Source organism: Cupriavidus sp. P-10 (assembly GCF_003402535.2).
Classification (GTDB): Bacteria; Pseudomonadota; Gammaproteobacteria; order Burkholderiales; family Burkholderiaceae; genus Cupriavidus.
The window spans coordinates 1-20,980 of the sequence record NZ_AP025174.1; the positions used below are offsets into that span (position 1 = coordinate 1).

General features: G+C 59.1%; 20 protein-coding genes. 18 read left to right on the forward strand and 2 right to left on the reverse strand.

Going from position 1 to position 20,980, the window contains the following annotated elements; all coding sequences use genetic code 11:
• The 4 genes from CTP10_RS39505 (at window position 1) to CTP10_RS39520 (ending at window position 4,966) form a co-directional block, all read left to right on the forward strand.
• Window positions 1-1,299 (forward strand): replication initiation protein, encoded by a 1,299-nt coding sequence (locus tag CTP10_RS39505; RefSeq protein WP_116321320.1) that lies wholly within the window; start codon window positions 1-3, stop codon window positions 1,297-1,299.
• 96 nt (window positions 1,300-1,395) lie between these two features.
• Window positions 1,396-2,550: a ParA family protein gene (locus tag CTP10_RS39510; protein ID WP_116321376.1), complete on the forward strand. Its 1,155-nt coding sequence runs from the start codon at window positions 1,396-1,398 to the stop codon at window positions 2,548-2,550.
• 8 nt (window positions 2,551-2,558) lie between these two features.
• Window positions 2,559-3,560, forward strand: coding sequence for a ParB/RepB/Spo0J family partition protein (locus tag CTP10_RS39515; protein WP_116321321.1), 1,002 nt, complete (start codon window positions 2,559-2,561; stop codon window positions 3,558-3,560).
• A gap of 269 nt (window positions 3,561-3,829) precedes the next feature.
• Window positions 3,830-4,966 carry a hypothetical protein gene (locus CTP10_RS39520; RefSeq protein WP_147316236.1) on the forward strand — a complete coding sequence of 379 codons (1,137 nt, stop codon included), beginning with the start codon at window positions 3,830-3,832 and terminating at the stop codon, window positions 4,964-4,966.
• Between the two features lie 564 nt (window positions 4,967-5,530).
• Here the strand turns inward: CTP10_RS39520 and stbB are convergent.
• A complete protein-coding gene (stbB, locus tag CTP10_RS39525) occupies window positions 5,531-6,220 on the reverse strand; it encodes a StbB family protein (protein WP_116321324.1) in 690 nt (229 codons plus the stop codon).
• A complete protein-coding gene (locus CTP10_RS39530) occupies window positions 6,221-6,676 on the reverse strand; it encodes a hypothetical protein (RefSeq protein WP_199414641.1) in 456 nt (151 codons plus the stop codon).
• A gap of 1,332 nt (window positions 6,677-8,008) precedes the next feature.
• On the opposite strand from CTP10_RS39530, the gene CTP10_RS39535 reads away from it, so the two are divergent.
• From CTP10_RS39535 to CTP10_RS39600, 14 genes are all read left to right on the forward strand, one after another.
• Window positions 8,009-8,935 carry a site-specific integrase gene (locus CTP10_RS39535; RefSeq protein WP_116321325.1) on the forward strand — a complete coding sequence of 309 codons (927 nt, stop codon included), beginning with the start codon at window positions 8,009-8,011 and terminating at the stop codon, window positions 8,933-8,935.
• A gap of 671 nt (window positions 8,936-9,606) precedes the next feature.
• Entirely contained in the window at window positions 9,607-9,957 is a 351-nt protein-coding gene (locus CTP10_RS39540; RefSeq protein WP_116298363.1) for a helix-turn-helix domain-containing protein, read from the forward strand.
• A 62-nt stretch (window positions 9,958-10,019) separates the two neighbouring features.
• Window positions 10,020-10,643 carry a DotI/IcmL family type IV secretion protein gene (locus CTP10_RS39545; protein WP_158577687.1) on the forward strand — a complete coding sequence of 208 codons (624 nt, stop codon included), beginning with the start codon at window positions 10,020-10,022 and terminating at the stop codon, window positions 10,641-10,643.
• A gap of 8 nt (window positions 10,644-10,651) precedes the next feature.
• Window positions 10,652-10,918, forward strand: a complete 267-nt coding sequence (locus tag CTP10_RS39550) for a hypothetical protein (protein ID WP_135707257.1) — start codon at window positions 10,652-10,654, stop codon at window positions 10,916-10,918.
• A gap of 2 nt (window positions 10,919-10,920) precedes the next feature.
• Window positions 10,921-11,868: a DotH/IcmK family type IV secretion protein gene (locus CTP10_RS39555; RefSeq protein ID WP_116321327.1), complete on the forward strand. Its 948-nt coding sequence runs from the start codon at window positions 10,921-10,923 to the stop codon at window positions 11,866-11,868.
• Between the two features lie 2 nt (window positions 11,869-11,870).
• A complete protein-coding gene (locus CTP10_RS39560) occupies window positions 11,871-13,043 on the forward strand; it encodes a DotG/IcmE/VirB10 family protein (RefSeq protein ID WP_158577688.1) in 1,173 nt (390 codons plus the stop codon).
• A gap of 55 nt (window positions 13,044-13,098) precedes the next feature.
• Window positions 13,099-14,022: a hypothetical protein gene (locus CTP10_RS39565; protein WP_116321329.1), complete on the forward strand. Its 924-nt coding sequence runs from the start codon at window positions 13,099-13,101 to the stop codon at window positions 14,020-14,022.
• Window positions 14,022-14,552, forward strand: a complete 531-nt coding sequence (gene traQ, locus CTP10_RS39570) for a conjugal transfer protein TraQ (protein ID WP_116321330.1) — start codon at window positions 14,022-14,024, stop codon at window positions 14,550-14,552. The genes CTP10_RS39565 and traQ overlap by 1 nt, the downstream gene beginning before the upstream one ends.
• A 25-nt stretch (window positions 14,553-14,577) precedes the next feature.
• On the forward strand, window positions 14,578-15,129 hold the full coding sequence (locus tag CTP10_RS39575; RefSeq protein ID WP_116321331.1) for a hypothetical protein: 552 nt from the start codon (window positions 14,578-14,580) through the stop codon (window positions 15,127-15,129).
• Between the two features lie 12 nt (window positions 15,130-15,141).
• Window positions 15,142-15,918, forward strand: coding sequence for an HNH endonuclease (locus tag CTP10_RS39580; RefSeq protein WP_116321332.1), 777 nt, complete (start codon window positions 15,142-15,144; stop codon window positions 15,916-15,918).
• Window positions 15,893-17,176: a hypothetical protein gene (locus tag CTP10_RS39585; RefSeq protein ID WP_147316237.1), complete on the forward strand. Its 1,284-nt coding sequence runs from the start codon at window positions 15,893-15,895 to the stop codon at window positions 17,174-17,176. Before CTP10_RS39580 ends, CTP10_RS39585 begins: the two co-directional genes overlap by 26 nt.
• Complete coding sequence (locus tag CTP10_RS39590; RefSeq protein ID WP_116298372.1) at window positions 17,157-17,414, forward strand: hypothetical protein; 258 nt, start codon at window positions 17,157-17,159, stop codon at window positions 17,412-17,414. Before CTP10_RS39585 ends, CTP10_RS39590 begins: the two co-directional genes overlap by 20 nt.
• Window positions 17,411-20,479, forward strand: a complete 3,069-nt coding sequence (locus tag CTP10_RS39595; RefSeq protein WP_116321334.1) for a hypothetical protein — start codon at window positions 17,411-17,413, stop codon at window positions 20,477-20,479. The genes CTP10_RS39590 and CTP10_RS39595 overlap by 4 nt, the downstream gene beginning before the upstream one ends.
• Window positions 20,476-20,973 (forward strand): hypothetical protein, encoded by a 498-nt coding sequence (locus CTP10_RS39600; protein ID WP_147316238.1) that lies wholly within the window; start codon window positions 20,476-20,478, stop codon window positions 20,971-20,973. The genes CTP10_RS39595 and CTP10_RS39600 overlap by 4 nt, the downstream gene beginning before the upstream one ends.
• Window positions 20,974-20,980 lie beyond the last annotated feature (7 nt).

The following is a 20,980-nucleotide window of genomic DNA, read 5'->3' on the forward strand; positions in this document are numbered from 1 at the left end:
ATGCAAGCCACATCTGACAGCGGCCAGGAGCCGCGCAAGAATCATCTCAAAAAGCATGTCGCCGCCATCCATACTAGCGGCGAGCTGAGCCTGCTCGAGCGGAAGCTGTCGAATGTGCTTCTGTTGAACGCGTACGATGACTTGCCAACGGCGCGTACTCATCGGATTCCGGTCGCTGCACTGTGTGTGATCCTGGGCTGGGAGACTAGCACCAGTCAACGCAAGCTGAAGGACGCCCTACTTCGGCTCATGTCCACTCCCATCGAATTCAATCTGATGGGAGATAACTTCAAAGGCGGAGAGGACTGGAGTGCGACGTCCATCATCTCATACGGGCGCATACATGGCGGCGCCTGCACTTACCGCTACGATGAAGCTCTGGCCGAGAAGCTGTATGACCCTGCCATCTACGCCAAGGTGCATATTGGCGTGCAGACCCGTTTCAACGGCAGCTACGCCTTGGCTCTCTATGAGAACTGCTTGCGGTACCTGAAGGTTGGCTCAACGGGTGAATGGGACGTAGTGACGTTGCGGAAACTGCTAGGGGCGACTTCCGACCACTACAGCGACTTTGGCCGCCTGCGACAAAAGGTCCTGACGCCTGCGATCAAAGAGATCAACCGAGTCGCAGACATCGAGCTGACGTTGCATCTGATCAAGGTGGGTCCGAAGGTGACTGCGGTGCGCTTCCAGGTGGATCCAAATCGTCAGGCGTCTCTGTTGCCGCCTGGCGAGTTGGATGAAGTTTCTCGCTTGCGGGAATCGCCTCTGTTTGCGCGCTTGCGCAAACATGGCATCGGAGAGAAGCTGGCGCTGAGTTTCCTTGCCGAGGACCCTGAGCGAGCAGCCCGTATTGTCGAACTGGCCGAAGAGAAGGATGGCAAGGGTGAGATTCGTAGCAGCACGGGTGGGTTTATCCGTTCACTGATGGACAGCGGCGCCGACGTGCAGAAGCCCGTGCAGCAGCGACGGAAAGAAGACGCCACGCAAAGGGCCAAGTCCCAACGCGAAATTGAAGCGCTAGCGGACCTGAGATCTGAGTTTGAACGCAGCACCAAGGCAAAGTCGGTGCAAGCCTTGACCCCTTCTGAATTGCTGGGCCTGGCTCGCGTGTTTATCACTACCGATGCCGGGAAGCCTTACGCCAACGACTTCTCCGAAACCAAGACGGATCATTTTCCAGGCGGTGCTGCTCGTGTTGCCTTTCGCCGATGGCTACCGAGTCAAGTAGGTTTGCGTCTCGGCGACGACGCCTTTGCCGCCTGGCTGGCTGAACGAACAAAGGCAATTCATACCTAATTGGTAAAAAACATCAATTTAGGTTCGAATTCGTTTGCTTCCCATTGTCAGTGCAGGATATGATTCCTTCATCTCAAATTGATGAAGGGCTTGTCCATGGCGATATCTATCTACGACATTGCGGAACAGGCACTGAAAGCTGCCAGCACCGTTAGAGACGTGCGCGGGCGCATGCTGGCTCCAGAGGCTCGAAAGCAGCCGCCCGTCTTCAACATGGTCCAGCTCGCCGGTCTGTGTGGAGCGGAAAAGACCGCCATCGCTTATCGATTGACTCGCAACGAGTTGCCGAGTGGCGTGGTGAACGACACTGGCCGTCGTCGGGAATTCACCTTGGCAGAGGCCCGGGAATGGGTCCGCGTCTTTCGCGCAAAGATGGCCAAGCCGAAGGGTGCGAAGGCGATGACCATCGCCGTGTGTAATTTCAAAGGCGGTGTGAGTAAGACCACGACGACGATGACTCTCGCGCAAGGACTTAGCCTGCGGGGTCATCGCGTGCTCGTGATCGACATGGATCCACAAGGCTCGCTGACCACGCTATTTGGCATCCTGCCTGACACCGAAGTTCGCGAAGAAGACACGTTTGTGCCGCTGGCCAACGGGGATGAGGACTCGCTGGACTATGCCATCCGCTCTACCTATTGGGACGGCATTGACCTGGTACCCGCTTCCCCTACCCTTTTCACCTGCGAATTTGGTCTGCCTGCACGACAGATGAAGGACCCAGAGTTCCAGTTTTGGAATGTCCTGAACGGGGGGCTTGGCGCTGCGCGCGAGGCCTACGACGTGATTCTGATCGACACGCCGCCCGCGCTGAGCTACGGCACAGTCAATGCCTTCATGGCGGCTGATGGCTTGATCGTGCCGACGCCGCCGAATGCTTTGGATTTTGCCAGCTCTGCACAGTTCTGGACTCTTTTCAGCGACCTGGCGCTGAACCTAACTCAGACTACGGGCGTGGATAAGACCTTCGAGTTCATTCACGTACTGCTCGCGCGAGTGGACCACAACGATGCCGCGGCCAGCGTGGTGCGCCAGTGGATCTCCGCGACCTACGCAGAGAAGGTTTTGCCGGTGGAGATCCCGAAGACGACGGTCACTTCCAACTCCTCCGCGGAGTTCGGTACGGTTTATGACGTGTCGCGCTATGACGGTAGCGCAAGCACCTATCGGCGGGCCCGCGAGGCCTATGACCGAGTCACAGAATTGGTCGAGCAATCCATCCAGGCCTATTGGGCCAAGACCGCTCAGTAAGGAGGCATATGTCGATCAAGGATCGTTTGCTGGCCAAGTCCGGCGATATTGGCGTGGCGCGGCCTGCGTCCGAAGAGCCGCAGTCCAGAGAGCGGGATAGTGCGCCGAAGACAGGGCCGGGGCAGATGCTTGCGTTCCGGCAACAGATGCTGGAACACACCAAGCAGGTTGAGTCGCTGAAAAGCGAGCTTGAGAAGTTTGACGGTGCTCAGCCAGTTCGCAAACTCGACCCGAAGCTGGTGCATCGCTCGCGCTGGGCTAACCGGCACGAGGACAGCTATTCGGATGGAGCCTTCCAGGAGTTGCGCGAGGCCATCAAGAGCACTCAGGGCAACGTGGTTCCGATCAAGGTTCGTCCGCGCGAAGATGGCGAATACGAGTTGGTGTTTGGAAACCGGCGTCATCACGCGTGCCTGGTCGACAATCTTCCGGTGTTGGCGCAGATCGATGAACAACTGACCGATCGTGATCTGTTTATGCAGATGGAGCACGAGAACCGGGAGCGCAAGAACCCTAGTGCCTGGGAGCAAGGCCGGTCATACCAAATGGCTCTGGACGCAGGGCTGTGGCCTTCGCAGAACGCTATGGCGTCGGATGTCGGGGTGAGTCAAGCGCACGTTTCCCGTTCGATTGCGGCGTTTGCCCTGCCCTCTACCTTGGTGGAGGCGTTCGATAGTCCAAACGATATCCAGTTTCCGTGGGTGAAAGACCTAACCGGCTTATCGAAGCTGGAGCCGCGCGTTCTCGCTGAGCGGTTGCGTCAAGCTAAGGAAGTCACGGAGCGCACGCCAAAGAAGGTCTTTGCTGCGTTGATGGACGACGGCCCGCGGGAGGCGGAGGCCCCCAAAGCGGCTAGGAAAAACACCGGCTTGGTATCTGTCAGCGTAAGCGGCAAGGACACGAAGGTCGTGTGCAAGAAAACTGTCCTGACCGAGGAACAGCAACAGAAATTGGCCGAACTCGTGGACGACTTCATCCAGGCACAACTGGGCGTGAAACCGACCGCTTAGCGCCGCTTATACATCATGTATAAGCGCGCGAAAGTTGGAGGGTTATACATCATGTATAAGCCGCCCTTGGCGCCTTACACAGACTCGCAGTAGAAGCAGTGCCGGGATAGGGATTAGGCCCCCTACCCGGCACCTGACACCCCAACCCAAACCAGGAAATTGGAATGCTGACTCAATCATACCCTGCCCGAGCTGGCCGGGAGGCAAACGACCGTCATTTGCGTCCGTGGGCTTACACTGCCCTCGCCTTGCTTTCAGGCGCTGGGGGCGTGGCCGCCGCAGTAATTACCACGCGCTTTTTCGTGCTCGGCCTTGAGCGCACCGAAGCTGATGAACCTGCGCGCCAAGCACTGATCGCCGCGGGTGCGCTAATGGTCGTCGTTGAATTGCTCGCCTTTGGCTTGGCCGCTCTCCTGCCTCGCACAGCGTTGCGCGCCGCCCGTTTCAAGCTTGTGGCGTTGGGTCTTGCCCTACTCGCTTTTGAGGCCGGCACGCTCTATGTCACCCAGGTGGCTATGGTACGCACGTCTCAAGCCGCCTCACACAGCCAAAACACTAGAATCCACGAGCTGCGCGCATCAATCGTGGCGCAGCGTGAAGCTGCAGCTGCCCTGCGCGAGACGTCTGCAAGGCAGGCGCAAAGCAGCAACGTATGGATTCGCGAGGCTGCCGCAAAGCAGGCCCGTCAGGCGCTGGACGTGGAAGCTAATCTCGCCGGCCAAGTGACAGAACTTGCTCGCCTGGAGGCCGCGTCCGCGCCGACCTTGGCGGATACGCTGGGCGAACAAGGCATGATTGCCTATGCCGTGTGTCGGTCGTTGTTGATCGTCCTGATGGGGGTCGTTCTATTCGCTGTGGCCGGTGCACTTCTGCGTGCCCGCCGCACCGTCATCAATGCGGTTGGCCCATGCGAGCAAGAGGTTGTGGCTGAACCTGTGTCACAGCCGCTTCCAACGATGCGGTCTACTGGAGGCCGGTTCGCTGCTGCACCGCTTGCTGCATTGGCCGCAGCGCCTGCAGCGTTCGCCCAACCGCAGGTCACTGTACAAACGCCCGCGCCGGCTGAGCGGCCAACTGTAGCAACACCGATGCAGTCGACCGCATCAACGATGATGCGGCGGGCCGATGCAGTGGTAACCGAACCGCTAGAGACCAAGCATCGTGCAGTCGTTACGCAAGGGGCAGTACAGGACTCCGGCACTGGTGAGGACGACGGCGCAAGGTTTCAGCGCGTACGCGCCGACATTCTGGCTGGCAGGCTCAAGCCTTCGCTGCGTGCCGTTTACGCCGAGCATGGGGCAACACAGGCTGTGGCACGACGGTATTTGGCGGCAATGGAGGCCAGCGGGGAAATCAAACGGGTAGGGCAAGGATACGTGCTGGCTGACGCTTCGTCAGGGACCTAATTCTTGGCCGGAGGTGAAGCCCCATCTCTACTATGAGTCCTTGACATCCGTCCAGGGCAGGGCGGATGTCAAGGATCTTCCAGGCAATCAAGGAAGGCCCGCGCAAGCAGCGTTATCTGCGTCGAACGGAGTAGGCCAGAGCCTCTTGCGTTTGGGAGTCGAGCGCGTTCCAGATTTTGGTCTGAGTTGCACTATCGAGACTGGGCCAAGCTCGCACAATGGCGCGCCCGATATCAGTCGCCTGGGCCTGCTCTGGCGTCTGCATGGGCTGATGGCGACTAACCAGGGCACCCACGCTGGCCGCTACGATGACGCCTGCAATCACAGCAGCGGCCCACATTCCTCGCCTCTCCCAGCTTCCTCGCGAATGTGGCGCTGTTCGATGAGGGGTGGGCTTCGAGATTGCAGCCCGTGGCGACCCGTTCATAGCGGTTAGCGTGGCCGTGGCCCGCTCGACCTTCTTGGCAGCGTCAGAGATCTTGTCTGCGAGCTGGTCAACGTCCTCGAAGTGCTGCGCCAGGAGGGCTTCGTGGACCTTTCGGATTTCACGCATACCCGCGGTCTCTACTTGAACAACACCTTATAAACCGCGTCGAGATTATCGTTGGCCGAGTCTGCGAGGCGCTTGGCAAGGATCATTTGCACGCAAAGTTCCTTCTCATGTTCGTCCTTGGCTTCTTTCAGCTTCGCGCGGAAATCGGTTGAGTCCGCCAGAATCTCGGAAAGCGTCTTGCCGAGAGCCTTGCTTCGCTCGAAGACATCGTTCTCGAAGACGGCGGCCTCCGGCCTCACAACACATTTCTTCTCCTCAATGGCATAGCCGAAGATCGCGCCAAACTCGCTATGCACATCGTCCTCGATGGCCATCTTGTTGAACACGACTCGGATCTTCTTAGCTGGCACACCAAGTGCTGACAGCGCGTCAATGGTGGCGATGGTGTCTTTCTGCTGCTTGGATTCCTTCACGACCGGCACCACAAAATAATCAAAGTCCTCGTGGGATCTGCGGTATTGCGTCATCGCGTGGATGAAGGCCTCGATGTTGGAGGCTCCAATATCGATCACAGCAACGTCGTTCGTAAGCAGATGGCTTTGCAACTCGTCGTACTGGCTGGCCTTGATGCTCTCGCCGCCTTCGTCTGCATTGATCGTTTCGACGGTGATCAGCTCGGTGTTCAGTCGCGGTGCGAGAAGATGGCGGGCGAGCGTGGACTTGCCAACGTTGCCTGAAAAGTTGATAACGGCGACACGCATTTAGGACTCCTTTTTATGTCCAAGACGTTTGGAAAGGGTGGTGCTGCTTGAGTAACGCGAGAATTTTTCTTCGCGCGATTGCTGATTGGTCAGTGCATCGCGAACTGCCTCAGTGGCCGTATCGGATGTTGCCGCGCTAGCCACAGGTGCCTCATTGATAAGAGTGGTCTGGGTCTGGGGGGGCATGGGCGGGGAAGTGGACAACTGGCCTGCGCACGACACTCGGGCCGCCTTGCCTCGTTGCCTGCGGATTCGGTACAGCGCGCTCTCGAAGCCCTTGAGGCTCATCCTGAAGCCCTGCGCGTTTAGAGCGTCCAAGATCGCTTGGCGCTTTACGCCCGCGCTAAGAGCCGCTTCCACCTCCTCTAACACGTCGCGCAGGCGCGCAGTCTCGGAGCGCCCGTTGCTGTCTGTTGCCAATGCGCGCAGCGCCCCTGCCACGCTGCTTCTCTCCATCGGGGAGCCTCCTTTTTAGTACGTATCAGTGTAATTATACGTAAACAAGCGATGCAGTGCGCTCACGGTGACATTGCGAGCGTTCTGCATTGCGCGTGCAGTGCACTTGCAGTGAGCAGGCAGTGAACATGCAATGGCCCGGAGTGAGCGAGCAGTGAACCTGCGGTGCATCTGTGTCCAATTGGCCGATGGGGCTCAATGCTCGGTAACAGATAATTCTGTAACCACCACCGAATGCGGCGGGCCGCGAAGCAAAGAATCCGCGTGCCGCCCGCACTTCCGCTCTAGATCAGCGTGCTACGTTGATTAGGTGTTAGCGCTATTGTCCGTTACCGAGCATTTCATATGCTCGGTAACGGACAATACTGGCATCTCGATTGCCGCGACACAGGAGCGTCAGCCCGGAGGCCCACCTTCATGTGTCTGACGAACCCCGAGCAGTGCCGTTCCGATGCTGGAGGGATAACACGACGGCGTTGTAGCCCGGTCAGAAGGTGGGCAATCGGGCTGTGGGGGGACAGCATCAGAGGACAGCGACAGGCACAGCAGTAGGGCCAGGATTAGACGCACGACATCTCCTTGCGAGTTCATGATGTCGAGTAAAGCGTGAGCGTTTTAGGCATCGCACCAACACACCTGGGCCCGCTCCCGGTCACGCCAGCGCCGGTTGCAACTCGTCCGGCCCCCAACCTGTGCCGAAAACACGACATTCGATTCCGCCCGAACAAGGTATCTGCTAGGATTCCGCCACCGAGTGCCTGTTACACGACGTAGCGGGCGCTCGTGTAACGCGGCTATGTGCAAACATGGCCGCCGCCGATACCAATCCGAGTAACGGAATCTTCCAGAGTCGCAACCCGCATCGGCAGGCAACGGCAGGAACAGCAACCCACCAGGAAGTGACCGACAGCTCAGTGACCAATCGCCACGACAGCAGCCGCGCATGGCCAGCACCCCTCCGGGACGACACCGGCAGGGTCTGAAGGCGAACAGCGTGGCCGCGCAGGTAAGGAATCGAGCGAGACGACACCGCCAGGCCGGAACCACGTGGGAGGAATCAGCCGAGAGCGGAAGGCGCGGGATATGAAACCGCCAAAGCCGCGCCGAGCCAGCGTCAGGCTGGCCAACTCGAGGAAGCAGGGTCCGACCGAGGGCGAAAGCAGCATGGCAGCAACCGCCAGGATCGAATCCAACCTGTTGAGTGACCGCCACCGCGGTAGCCGCGCACGGTCGAGGCCAACAAGGCGGGTACGCCGTTGAGAGAAAGCAGGGCGGGTGAGGCTCAAGCCAGCCGTCCACGGAACCAACCGCAACCATTGAAGCGCGACGCACATGAATCCGAACAGAGCACGCGAGCAATCCCGGACGTCGGCAACGGTCGAGTGCTACCTCCGGCGCGCAAACGGCTTGATGAGCCGCTTGGCGAAAGAGATGGCGCTCCCTGATGACGCCTATCCGCCGCCTGAGGCTGTCGTCGCCTTCCTGAAGCGGAACGCCTCCCAATGGAAGTGGTCGACATTCCGGCAGTACCAGGCCAGTTTGGCCTGTCGCTACGAGATCGAAGCCGAAAGGACCGGCAACGCTCTCTTCACGCAGACTGCTGAAGAGATCCGGACCCTACCTTACGGTGACTGCGTGCCGCCGGATGCAGTCGGCCAGACTTCGTCGCGCAAGCGCAAGGGTATCCGGAAGGCTGACTACGATTTACTTGTCGCCAACCTCTCGAACCCTACGCGGAACGGTCGTTACGCCAAGCGCGCAAGCCTATGGCTCATGGCCGCGGTCGCGACTGGCTTGCGCCCACGCGAGTGGGAGTACGCCGAGCTGGACGAAACCACCGGCCTGCTGCATGCACGTAACGCCAAGGCCACAAATGGAAGAGGAACCGGCCCGACGCGCTCTGTCCCTGTCGCAGCCGAAGATATGGGGGTCGTCCGCGCGCATATTGCCTCCGTCCGCGAAATGCTTGCCGCAGGAAAGTCCTTCACGGAAATCCACGAAAACTGCGCAGTGGCAGTCAACCGGGCGTGCAAAGCGCTCTGGGGGAATGACCCGACCAAGCGCTACGCGCTGTATTCAGCTCGTCACCAGTTCAGCGCAAACGTCAAGGCCGTGCACAATCACCAAGAAGTTGCTCGCCTGCTCGGGCACGCGTCTACGCGGACGTCCCGGACGCACTATGCGCCAAAGCGCTCCGCCTGGCCGAAGTACCGCGACCAGACAAAGCCAGCACCGACCCCGAAGCCAGAGGGCGCATAACCTGTTGCTCAAGGGCTGAGTTACTAGACGTCTCACCCCAGGACCGGTCGGGAGATTGCCGAACGGACTCTTCCTCACAGGCGGCAGGTTGACTGCAAGTCACTGATTCCAAAGGGACAAAATTTTGTCCCTCTCCCAGCCAGCCGGTTTTGCGTACCTAAATGCAATGCCGATAATTATTTCCACGACCGCCGTCACCAACACGTGTGACGTGTTGCCGTCGCTCGCCTGAGGCACGCGTTCAGCCTCCCCCGAGACCAGCCTCGCCTGGCCGCCCTGGCTTGCAACTATTAGCCCCCGTGCGCCCGTGGGGCCTTTGCGATATCACTCGCAATTTGCGCCAGAGCAACATCTGTATGCCCCAGTGGTGGGGCATCCCCCCCAAGTGGGGTATCCATAAAGTTGTCATATCCGCCGTTTAACCAAATACATAAGTCAGATAAAAGCAACGTTTAGATCACAAATCAACAGTTGCCATAGTGCCTCATACGCCACATACAGGAGGCAGAGAGGCAACATTCCCCACCCATAAGTGGGGCAAATGTACTAACAAGCGCACAAAATGGCCGAGTCGCAGATTTGTTTCCCGTCAGTGAATGTTCTTGACAGTCAAAATCTGAGCGCGGTTTAATTCCGTACCATTGACACGATACATAATTACGCCCGTTCCAATGTCCGCATCCGATAGACCGCTGACGGCTCTCAAGGCCATCCGCGTGGCGCGCAACCTCAGCCCAGACAAGCTCTGTGAAGCCGCTGGGATTTCCCGTTCGTACTTCACCCGCCTGGAGCAAGGCGGCGTGCCGACGCCGGAAGTCGCGGCGAGTCTGGCGCGCATTCTCAACTCTGGAACGTGTGGCCGCGATAAAGACGGGGCACCCTCGGAACAGAAGACGAAGCTACTAGCCGCCTGCAAAGAGCTTCTCGACCGCATGGGCGGCGTGTACATGATCGTGTCCGAGATCCACCTACTGTATCCGGAGCGATTTGCTGCTCGCCAGCCAGAGAAGGACACCGCCTAATGACGTCGCCAGCCCAAAAGTCTCCAGCCGGCGCGCGTCCGGCCATGAACACGGACCCCATCATGAAAATGCTGGCAACGTCCGGCTTCTACAAGTCAGGGTTCAGTCGCCAGCTCCGCAACAACCTCGTTATCGGCTTCGCCCTGGTCGGATCCGTGGCCCTGAACATTACGCAATTCGTGACGCGACCCGCGCCGGTCCTGGTCGGCATGACCGAAGGGGGCCGACTGATCCAGATCGTTCCGCTGTCGAAGCCCTTTGTCAGCAGCGAAGCCGTCCTGCAGAAAGTACAGAAGACTGCGACCGGGGCCTTCTCACTCGACTTCGATGACACCAATCTCAAGGCGAAGTTGGTTGCGCTGCGGCCACAGTTCACCCGCGACGGATACGCCTCCCTGATGGAGCAGTACGACACGTCAGGCCTCATCGAGAAGATCCGCTCGCGCCGGTTGGTGACGTCAGCCGTAGCCACTGGTGCGGGGGTGATCGCAAACGAGTATGAGCGGGACGGCGTGTACACATGGGAAACCGAGATGCCCGTCGCCATCACCATCACCGGCCAGAGCGAGCGCAAGACCTACGAATGCCTGGTCAAGCAAACAGTCAAGCGTCTGCCGGTCGAAGACAACCCGGCAGGCATCGCTACCCAGTCCCTGCGGCTTACTTGCAACACAAAAATCAACTAGGTGAAGTCATGCCACAAGAAGCAGAAGAATTCTCCCTGCCGACGTCGCTGGATATCGTTCAGCACGCCGCCTGCGGGGAACACGGTCATCCTCTCAGCACAGCAATGCAAACCGACTGGGCAACCCAGCTCGACCTCATCGACGTCTTCGCGGCATCACGGGATACCCTGACCGAGCTGCAGCAAAGCGCACCGTCGCGGCGGTGCCATGATTGGCTGCAAGGCATCATTGACACCCGCTGCATGGTTGCCGCCGTAACTGGAGTGCCATTCTAGCCATGCGCCTTTCGATCCCGCGGCTCTACGCAATGTTGATCCTGTCGATTTCGACTGCCTGTGGCCACGCCGCCGCGCAAGGCAGTCCGGGCGAGTCGAACAGGCCCGGAACGCCGTCGCCCGCCGCAGGAGCGGACGATGCTCCGCGCGCACTCCCGCCTCTCAAAGCACCTCCGGTTGGCTCGGCCAACTTCAATAGCGCCGTAGACACGGTCTCGCCACTGTCGAACAACGAGATCTTGGACCTGCGCAAACGTGTAGACAGCGCCCGACGCGCCGCCGCGACCTATCCGGGCGTGCCGCCGAAGCCGGTCATTTCGACCACCACCGTCGATCTTTCGCCTGGCTCGACCCCCCCGATTGTGCGCGTGAGCAACCAGGGCGCGGCAGTTTCCCTGGTCGATATCACAGGGGCACCGTGGGACATCTTGGAAGTCAACAACCTCGCCAAGCGCTCTTTCGAAGTGAAGCAGCCGGCCAAGGATGTTCCCACTATTACGATCACGGCCATGGGCGACTACGTGGAAGGCAACGTCGCCATCTTCCTGAAAGGTCTTTCGATCCCAGTGATGCTCCGCATGGTCGCTGGTCAGCGTGAAACCGACTATCGGCTGGATCTCCGTATTCCCCGGCGTGGGCCCAATGCCACTGATCCGATCGCCGGCACGCCATCGATCAACCTTCCTGCCAACTATCTGCAGACTTTACTGGATGGCATCGACACGCCGAATGCGAAGTCGATCCGCGTGGAAAACGCACCGCCTGGAACGCGCGCATGGATGGTCGGAGGCAACATGGTCCTCCGCACGAGTCTATTTCTGAACAACCCAGCCTACCAGGCAACGATTGCTGCAGCGGACGGTACGCGGGTGTACGAGATGGCTCCCACCCCCGTCGCCACGCTCAGTGAGAACGGCTCGCTGCGCAACGTCTACTTCGACTTGGAATGACCATGTCTGAACGAAAGAAGCTGCATCCCGGATTCAAGAAGAATGCCAAAGTCATGGCGGTCGTTACAGGTGTAGCGGTGGTCGGGGTAGGGGTCGCATACATGGCGATGCAAGGGCGCGCCTCCCAAGCCGCAACGGTTGAGGTGCCGGCACTTGACACGCAAGGCGGCAAGAAGACCGAAGAGACACCGAACTACTCGCGGGCGCTCAATCGCGCTAATGACAAAGGCTTCCAGCAGGCCGAACATGCGGACGGTACTTTTATTCCTACGCTATCGGAGAACAGTGGCAAGACGACAAACCTTGAAGACGAGCTTGCCAAGCGTGCCCAGGCCACCCCTCCGGCGCAGCCGCGCGATATGGCCCGCCCGAATCAACCCTATGCGGCAACAACATCGGCTGATTCTCAACAAGCACAGCCGACGTCAACAGGTCTGGGCGACCAAGTGCAAGGGCTGCGAGCATTATGGACACGCGATGAGTCTTCGCAGCAGATCCTGAACATTGCCGCGCAAGCCGGTGACGCACGCAACACGAACGCAGCTGCAGCGACTGCCGCCGCGGGAGGAAACACGACGATAGCAGCGGACGATACCAACACGAAGCGCCAGGCCGTTCCCTATATTCGTGGCTTGGATCAGATCCCTGCGGTGTACCAAAACAGCATCGATACTGACGCACCGTCTGACGTTCTCGCACGCGTCGAGACCGGAAAATATGCTGGCAGCGTGTTCTACGGCACCGCGCGCCTCTCCAACGAAGTCATTGTCACCGACTTCACCAAGATGAAGGTCCCGACTGGCGAGATGATCACCATCACGGCCGCGGCTCTGGACGAGGAAGAGATGCGCACGGCCCAGCCGGCAGACATCGATCATCGGTACGTACAACGCGTTGGCGTGCCAGCTCTTCTTGGCGCGCTGGGAGCAGCCGGCTCGGTTTACCAGAATGCGGGGTCCATCGTGCAGCAGACGCCGCTAGGGGGCGTGACCACGACGACGAACCCGAATCCGAGCGGAAAGCAACTTGGCGGCGCTGCAGTTTCCTCCGGCCTGCAAGCTACGCAGCAAGTGATCCAGCAGGAGAATTCGACCATCCCGCCGCGGCGGGGACGGATCAAACGAGGCACGCCGATCATGGTGCTGTTCAAGGCCGATGCCTATCTGAAAGAGTAGAATTCGCATACCGATTCTTACGTATAATTGCATGGATACGCACTAGAGGCACCCGATGAGCCAGACCAACCACTTTGACGCCCACCTCGAAACCAGCGAGCACGACGACCCTCAGCACGATACTTCGCAAGATTACGTCACCGACGTTTCAACTTCGGAGAAGCCGAAGCGCAAGCTGCCGACAAACTATCTGATCTACGGTGCGGTAGCCGTGGCTGTGCTGGGCTTCTGGGGCTTCAAGAAGATGACGAAGCCGTCCAGTCCGGCTGGCTTTGCTGCCAGCGCGCCTATGAACGACGGCGGCATGATGGGCGCTGCTCCGAATCCTGAACGCCCAACATCGGACTCATTTGCTCCCGTCCGTCCAGCACAGCAAGAGACCGCGCCGCAGGGCTTCGCGCCGAGTGGCGCAGTTCCCGCGATGAGCAATAACAGCCTGCAGGCGTCCGGGGCAGGGTCGGTGAATTCCACTTCGGCGAGCGGCCCTTCCGTCGAGTCACTGGCGGCTAGCGCAACCAATGACGCAGCCGAGATCGCAACCGGCAAGCCTGGCCTCAAAGATGCGGACCGAAAGGAGATGAGCGCCGCCGATGCCGCCATCCTGGAGCAATTGAAGGCGCAGACGGTGCAGCTTGAGGACATGGGAAAGCGACTTTCCGCACTCGAAACTCGCCGCGTTGAAGCCAAGACCGAATCGAAGCCTGCCCGCGGTAGTAAGCCAATCTCGGACGAGGACCGGGCGCGAGAGAAGGCTGCCGGCGTAGTCCGCGCAAAGGCGAGTCGTACTCGCACGAGTTCGAAGGAGGAAGTCCAACTTGGCTACAGGATCAAGCAAGTCATTCCCGGACAGGCCTGGCTCGAGGACGACACGGGTAAGCAGTACGTGAGAACCAAGGGCGACAAGCTCGGCGGAAGCGAAATCGTTGAGATTGACGCCGACAAGTTCATTGTTCGCACGACTGCTGGCGTCATCCGCTGATGGATCTGACAACAATCGTCACCCAGCTCGGCGCCACGATTGTCGAGTTCCAGTCGCTCGCCGCAGCCGCCGCCTATGCAGTCGGCCTCTGGTACATCGCTAAGGCGGTGAATCGAGGGATTAAAGCATCCAGTCAGCCGGGTGGCGGTGAAACGTCTGGCGCAGCGATCTTCACGACGCTTCTTATCGGTGCGGTGTTGCTCAATCTCACCAACACCATGGGAGATCTATGGGAAACCATGACCGGTGAGCGTGGTGCTGGTTTCGGAATGGTGTCCTATTCGGGGGCAAGCGCTGCAGGTGCCTTTGCGCCGGCCATCAACGCTATCTTCACCATCGTTTCCACATTCGGCTGGTGGTACGGATTCAAGGGACTGACCATGTTCAAGAAAGCATCGGAGGGACACGGAAGCGGCGGATACGAAGACTACGCCTGGAAAGGATTCATCCATGCCATCGGCGGAGCCGCGATGGTCAACATCGGCAGCACCGTGGATGCGTTCAAAGAAACCGTTGGCTTGACCTTTTAAATCAATCCTCCCGATGGAGATCAAAATGCAACACTGGATTAACAAGGCGCACATCGCCGCGCAGACGCATGCCCATGCACTGAAGTATGGGACCGCAGTATCCATCATTCTTGGTGGGCTCCTGTATCGCAATCCAACTCTGGCTTGCACACTTCTCCTTTCGACCGCCATCTGCTTGTACGTTCTCGCCTCGACTGGCAAGAAGCTGCGGTTCGAGGCAGGCAGCATGGCTGCAGTCGCCGCCGCTTCGCTCACGCTGACGATGTTGCTCTCGCCCGATGTTGCGCACGCCGCGGGTGGAATTGCTGGGTGGGCTCGCGCCATCAAGGCACAACTTGGCGACGTCTATGACCTGATGATCTACGGCTCCTACGGTGGCGGCATGATCGGCCTGATTACCAGCGTGGTGAACGGCAAGAAGAAGTCGAACGGCGACCAAAGCATCAAGACCGCCAGCATCTACGGCAACGGAATTGGCGGCGTGGCACTCATGATGCTCGGCTACCTGGCGGACTCCCTCGCCGAGTCTGTCGGCGGCAGCTCTGGCCAGATGAACCGGATGCCTGGCGGCCTGTAAGGAGCACAGCGAATGACAGAGAACATCGAGAGCATGGGCGACGAGTCGGTGGATGGCGTTGCAACAGGCATCTCGTGGGAGAGGGCGGCAGAGGGTATGTCGCCTCCTTCTGAGTCGCTGGGCGCGAACTTCGCGGTGCGCCGCTTTGCGCCCATTGTGTTCTCCGTCAAGCGCCACCTCTGGCGCAAGAACGACGACAACATGGAAGCCGCTGACGCCGAGTACCGCGCAAAGCGAGAGTCCCGCCTGCAGAAGGGCAACTATCAGTGCGTCTTCTGCGGCTTCCGCTCCAAGCACACGGAGATCCACCACAAGAACGACAACCATGCTGATAACCGAAGCGAGAACCTGATTGTCGCTGACCCGCTCTGTCATGGCACCCAGCACATCGGCCAGGTGGGCTCGAAGCGGCATGGTTTGATGATTGACGCGGGTGGTCTGCCGCAGGCCGAGCTGAATCACTTGCAGCGAACGATTGCAGTGGTGCTGGAGATCGGCACAGACGCGGAAAAGCACGACGCGTCCACACTTCTTCAACATCTCGCTAGCCGCGGGGAACTGGTCATCAAGGTATGGGGCAGCGCGAACCCGTCCGACTTTGCAAATGCAATGCTTGAACTGAAGGATCACGAGCTGGAAAAGCGGGAAAGCGCTTTCGCCGGCCTCGGTCTGCTCTATCGTCCTTCTCGCTTTGTCGAGTACATCGGTCGTTGGATAGACGAGTTGTACAAGTCGCTTCCCACGAATACCTGGCAGCGCATCCATGACCGTGCAGTCGGCAATCAATAGCGGGGAGGCGCCATCCACTGCAGCGGACAATGACATCGTCATCCCTGAGGTAGGCGTCCTCCTGTACGACAACCCTAACGAATGCACTTCCGGGCATGCGTCCGTCAATGGATCGCCTGCCACCCACGTTCGTCAGCATTCCGATCTGGCAAACAACGTCATCTGGATAACCAATGGCGCTTGGAGCCAATTTATGGTCCAAGGCCATCGCAATGTTCACAACCTCCGGGGCTCCGACTTCTTTCGTACCAATGTCACTCAGATCGGCGCGGATCTCGGCCTGGACATGAGCACGACAAACTCCGCCCAGGTTGCACCGACGATAAGCCTCATCGCCGCACGGACGTTCAAGCTGCTTGCGGAGTGCTACGAGTGGAAGCCGAACGAACTCGCCAACGCGGAGAAACTACATCAGAACATCAAATCGCGGTTTCCGCGCGATGTAAATCTCAACAACCCCGCGCTTGAGCGGGGCCTGCAAGCGGCCTATCAGACCGACTCTGCCACTTCCAAGGCAGACTTCATCGCGGATTCGGTCTTTCTCACGCTTCGCATGAACCGTCTCGCCCATGCGAAACGGGTCATGTCCTGTCCGGTCCCTGAAGACGCATGGGAGTACGTCCCAGGCGTGGCACTACCGAGCGGCCAGCGGGATCGTCTCGCCTTCTGCCTAAGCCACGAACATCCCGTTCTGGCCGAAGTGCTGGTGGACATGTCGAGAGCCGACTCACAGTATGCGGCCCTGGCAGCCTTTGGTCAGAAGGCCAGCAGCCGCATGGTATTGCGAGAGTGGGTTTCTCATCCCGAGCTGCTGTGGCTGTCCCGTTTCGCGCCTCTGGAGATCAAGTCGGTGTTTCGGTCATCACGATACGTTGCCCTGGCGGAGCGAATGCAGTTGCCGGTGGCGCTGACGTCCGACCCATTGCTGGAGTTGTCGTACTCGGCAGGCCTGCTGGCGGAAAACCACTGGATGAGCCTTGCCACCGACGAGTACAACAAGATCACGAAAAGAAAGGCACTTTCCTCTCGTGCTGTCTGGTTGCGCGCAGCAGACCGAGCACTGTGCTTCGCACTGGCGAAGAAGGCTGTCGACAAGGGATTCGTGGTGACGGGCTACGGAACTGGTGCTGTTCGGGTGCGCATCCAGCGATCCGAGTTGTTCCAAGCGCTGGAGTTCGCCATCGAGAACCAACTCGTTGCGCCAAATTTCGCTCGAATCATTCATGCAGGAGACGTCCATGCAGCTGCAGCAGCATGACCACCCCATCAACCTCGAGGACCTAAGCGAGATCCTGTGCGCTGTGGCGATTCGGGCCGGTGATTTTCTCAGCCTCGACGTACTTGCCACGATGTCGCCCTTGCAGCGAGTGATGCACGCTGTGAAGACAGCGAACGAATCTCTGAGCGCAGATCCGGTGGTCGCCAAGGTGCTGAGCGAGACGCAAGCAGCCCCCCTACTGAAGATTGAATTCATGAAGAGAAGGAACGCACAATGAGCAGTGCACTCGCGACAAACGTAGTGGAAGGCGTGGAATCGATCCTGGCGTGGCTCGCCAGCTTCGGACTCGGCGCAGATCTTCCGTCGTACTGCCACCTCGAATCCGCCATCGGGCTGGACGAAGACGATCCACGCACTATTGCGGCGCGCGCGAAGAGCCCAGAAGGGGTCAAGCCATACATCCTTCTCACGCGCGAATGCTCCATGCTTACCGCATTCGAGTTGACGGGTTCGATGGACGTGGTCGGCGACGCGGAGTTTCAGTCGATTACCTCCAAGGTTCACGACGCACTAGCGTCCTACTTTCAGCGACCAGGTCATAGCATCGAGATTTCCTTCGAGCGAGATCCCGCACTTATGCGGGCCCATGTTGACAGGATGATGGAACCAGCCTACGCGACGGCCAGGCGGCTAGGTTTGGACGGCTTGTGTGATGTGCTAGATGACCGATGCGCGCGTGTCGCTGCCCTGTGCCAGCATGAGTCCTGCCTGTTGCTCGTCTATACGCATCTTTCGTCCATGTCATCGGACGAACTCAAGCGTGAAATGGCTGACCACCGCCAACGAATTAAGGAGCACGCAGTTCCCGCGGCGAAGTATGCGCAGTCCCCAACTGCATTGATCAAAGGCCTGCTCCACACGCACGAGACTCTGATTGAGGCCATCGAGGATGACCTCCGCTCGGCAAAGATGCACGTTGGTCGTCTCTCTACTCACCATGCGCTGCGCGAGATCCGCCGATCCTTTGATCGGTGGAATACTGGTTTGGATTGGAAGGCAGCGTTGCCAGGGGACCGCTACACCCCGCGGGCCTCGTCGCGCACGGATGATGCGTCCAATCTGCTGCTGCCGAAGTTGTCCCAGCAGCTGTGCAAATCTAAAGTCGAAACCGATGGCGAGTTTGTCGTCATCAACGGCCAGTACCATGGCTATTGCTTTATGGAGCTGGGCCCTCAAGATCCGCGCGACTTCATGACGCTGTTCCGCCGCATGGGAGATCAACTCCCATGGCGCGTGAAGTGGACCATTGAACCTGGTGGTATTGACTCCATGGCCATGAAGAAGACCATCGTGGATATCACGGCTTTCCTGAGTTCGACCAATGCGGCAATCAAGCGCTCGTTCGATGCCCTGCAGGAGGCAATTGAAGACGGTGAGCATGCCGTCACCGTGAAGATTTGTGCGTCCACATGGGCAAACAGTAAGGCCGACTGCCAGCGTCAGGTATCGACCATCGCGAAGGCGCTGGAGGGGTGGGGTATTTCACAAGTGACCACCGACGCTGGAGATCCGATCCAGGGCCTAGTATCTACGCTGCCGGGGTTCAGCGAGAAGAATATCGCGCCCCGGATGGTTGCACTTCTGAGCGACGTGGTTCGGATGCTTCCTTGGCAGCGACCCGCATCGCCTTGGTTCGAAGGTGGCTCGATTCCCCTCCGGTCGCTGGATGGCAAGCTCTACCCCTACCAGCCGACGTCGTCAAAGCAGACCGCCTGGATCGATCTCATTTGGGCCATCATGGGCTCCGGGAAGTCGGTTTGGCTGAACACCCTCAACCTAGGATCGATCCTCTCGCCGGGACTGAAGCGCATCCCGCTGATCACGATCATCGACGTGGGACCGAGTTCGGCGGGCCTCATCGACCTTCTGCAAAGCGCACTCCCTGAAGACCGCAAGCACGAGGCGATCTACGTGCGCCTGCGCAATACCGATGAGTTCGCGATCAATCCTTTTGATACCCAACTCGGTTGCCGCTATCCAACCCAGTTCGAGCGCGAGTTTCAGATTGCCCTGATCAGTATGCTTGCGACGCCGGCGGGTCATACGGATCCGCCCGAGAGCGCCCCGGAACTGGCGGCGATGATGATCGATGAGGCTTTCAAGCTGTATGCCGCGCCGGGATCCATGAAGCGCTACGACGCCATGACAGACGAAGCCGTCGATCTGGCGCTTGCTGACATCCAGTTCGCATCAGACGACATGACGACCTGGTGGGAAGTCACCGATGCGCTGATGGCAGCTGGCAAGCCGCGCGAGGCCAGGTTGGCGCAGCGATTTGCGGTGCCAGTTCTGTCGGACCTCATTGACGTTGTGCGCAGCGCCCCAATTCGTTCTATCTTCTCACCTAGCGAAGATTCGCAGGCTCGCACGGCTTCCGGGCTGACGCTGATCGACAAAATGGCGCAGGTCCTGACGACTGCACTGCGAGACTTCCGCATCATTTCGAGTCACAGCCGCTTCGAGATCAACGAGAACTCGCGTGTTGTGGCGCTGGACCTGGACGAAGTGGCGCGCGGCGGCGGTGAGGACGGCGAGCGTCGCGCCGGCATCATGTTCGTATTCGCACGGCAGATTGCGGCTCGTCAGTATTACCTCTCAGAGGAGATTCTCAAACTGTGCCCGGCACTCTATCAACGCTATCACCAAGAGCGCATCGAAGAGATACGCGATCAGATGAAGGGACTTTGTGTCGATGAGTTGCATCGCACTGGCGGCAAGAAGGCCTTCCGCAAGTTGCTGTCGCTGGATCGGCGTGAGGGACGAAAGTGGGGAATCCGCGTGTCGCTCGCATCCCAGTTCATGAACGACTTCAACACCGATGGTGAGTCCATCACGGAATCCGCGTTCTCCGTCTACATCATGAATGCCGGTACCAGCGAAACGCAGAGAGCTGCGCAAGAATTGTTCGGCCTTTCGGATTCAGCTATCGAGCGCTTGAAGCGGGATGTGCACGGCCCCGGTAAATTCTTGGTTTGGCACCAAGTCAAGTCAGGCGTTGTCACGCAGGTGTTGCACAACGCGCCGGGGGCGATTGAGTTGTGGGCCTTTTCCACAACACCGAAGGATGCAGGGCTGCGTCGACGGCTGTATCGGCACATGATGCCCGCCACGGCCCGGAAGATCCTCGCCAAGGAGTTCCCAGCAGGTACTGCCGAAGCGTATATGGAGCAGCGGCAGAAGGAATTGAGCGAAAGCGAATCGGATGGCGTCATCGACATCGTCGCCAACGAATTGATGGCGAAGTACCAGGCAGATATTCAAGCGGAAAGGATGGCAGCATGAGCGAAGGAAAGAAGCGGGGCGTCCTGCGCACAGTTGGACGGGTCATGAACCCTTTTTCACCGCTGACGTCGATGAAGCGGACGGTCGGCAGCGGCTGGCAAACGATTCAGGAGCTGCAGGCCGATCTTGCACATCAGCGTCGAAATCCACGGATTCGAACCTTTAGGGAGGCGATGGCAGCGCGCCCCGCGGATGCAGTTCCTCTGGAACAGATCCAACGTAGCTGCCTGACAAACAAGCGCATCGCACTCGCGTTCGGCTTCCTGGCGCTGGTGTATGCGCTTGCCAGTCTGGTGCCCGGGAATCTGTTCGGAGCCTTAACAGGACTGCTTTTCACGATTCTCTGCATAATTCTCGCGATGCGATACGCGCACCGGTCTTGGCAGATCGCGAAGGGGCAGACCTCTCCCGATGAGCCACTCGGCGGGGTTCGCGACTTTTTGCGCACGAGCGGCTTCCTGCGGAATACCTTCAATCCGCAACTGTTCGACTGAGCGTATG

Excerpts from the sequence above, each read along its gene's own strand:
- CTP10_RS39505 (WP_116321320.1), top strand. The coding sequence starts at position 1 with ATGCAAGCCACATCTGACAGCGGCCAGGAGCCGCGCAAGAATCATCTC.
- CTP10_RS39510 (WP_116321376.1), top strand. The coding sequence starts at position 1,396 with ATGGCGATATCTATCTACGACATTGCGGAACAGGCACTGAAAGCTGCC.
- CTP10_RS39515 (WP_116321321.1), top strand. The coding sequence starts at position 2,559 with ATGTCGATCAAGGATCGTTTGCTGGCCAAGTCCGGCGATATTGGCGTG.
- stbB (WP_116321324.1), bottom strand. The coding sequence starts at position 6,220 with ATGCGTGTCGCCGTTATCAACTTTTCAGGCAACGTTGGCAAGTCCACG.
- CTP10_RS39530 (WP_199414641.1), bottom strand. The coding sequence starts at position 6,676 with ATGGAGAGAAGCAGCGTGGCAGGGGCGCTGCGCGCATTGGCAACAGAC.
- CTP10_RS39535 (WP_116321325.1), top strand. The coding sequence starts at position 8,009 with ATGAATCCGAACAGAGCACGCGAGCAATCCCGGACGTCGGCAACGGTC.
- CTP10_RS39540 (WP_116298363.1), top strand. The coding sequence starts at position 9,607 with ATGTCCGCATCCGATAGACCGCTGACGGCTCTCAAGGCCATCCGCGTG.
- CTP10_RS39545 (WP_158577687.1), top strand. The coding sequence starts at position 10,020 with ATGAAAATGCTGGCAACGTCCGGCTTCTACAAGTCAGGGTTCAGTCGC.
- CTP10_RS39550 (WP_135707257.1), top strand. The coding sequence starts at position 10,652 with ATGCCACAAGAAGCAGAAGAATTCTCCCTGCCGACGTCGCTGGATATC.
- CTP10_RS39555 (WP_116321327.1), top strand. The coding sequence starts at position 10,921 with ATGCGCCTTTCGATCCCGCGGCTCTACGCAATGTTGATCCTGTCGATT.
- CTP10_RS39560 (WP_158577688.1), top strand. The coding sequence starts at position 11,871 with ATGTCTGAACGAAAGAAGCTGCATCCCGGATTCAAGAAGAATGCCAAA.
- CTP10_RS39565 (WP_116321329.1), top strand. The coding sequence starts at position 13,099 with ATGAGCCAGACCAACCACTTTGACGCCCACCTCGAAACCAGCGAGCAC.
- traQ (WP_116321330.1), top strand. The coding sequence starts at position 14,022 with ATGGATCTGACAACAATCGTCACCCAGCTCGGCGCCACGATTGTCGAG.
- CTP10_RS39575 (WP_116321331.1), top strand. The coding sequence starts at position 14,578 with ATGCAACACTGGATTAACAAGGCGCACATCGCCGCGCAGACGCATGCC.
- CTP10_RS39580 (WP_116321332.1), top strand. The coding sequence starts at position 15,142 with ATGACAGAGAACATCGAGAGCATGGGCGACGAGTCGGTGGATGGCGTT.
- CTP10_RS39585 (WP_147316237.1), top strand. The coding sequence starts at position 15,893 with ATGACCGTGCAGTCGGCAATCAATAGCGGGGAGGCGCCATCCACTGCA.
- CTP10_RS39590 (WP_116298372.1), top strand. The coding sequence starts at position 17,157 with ATGCAGCTGCAGCAGCATGACCACCCCATCAACCTCGAGGACCTAAGC.
- CTP10_RS39595 (WP_116321334.1), top strand. The coding sequence starts at position 17,411 with ATGAGCAGTGCACTCGCGACAAACGTAGTGGAAGGCGTGGAATCGATC.
- CTP10_RS39600 (WP_147316238.1), top strand. The coding sequence starts at position 20,476 with ATGAGCGAAGGAAAGAAGCGGGGCGTCCTGCGCACAGTTGGACGGGTC.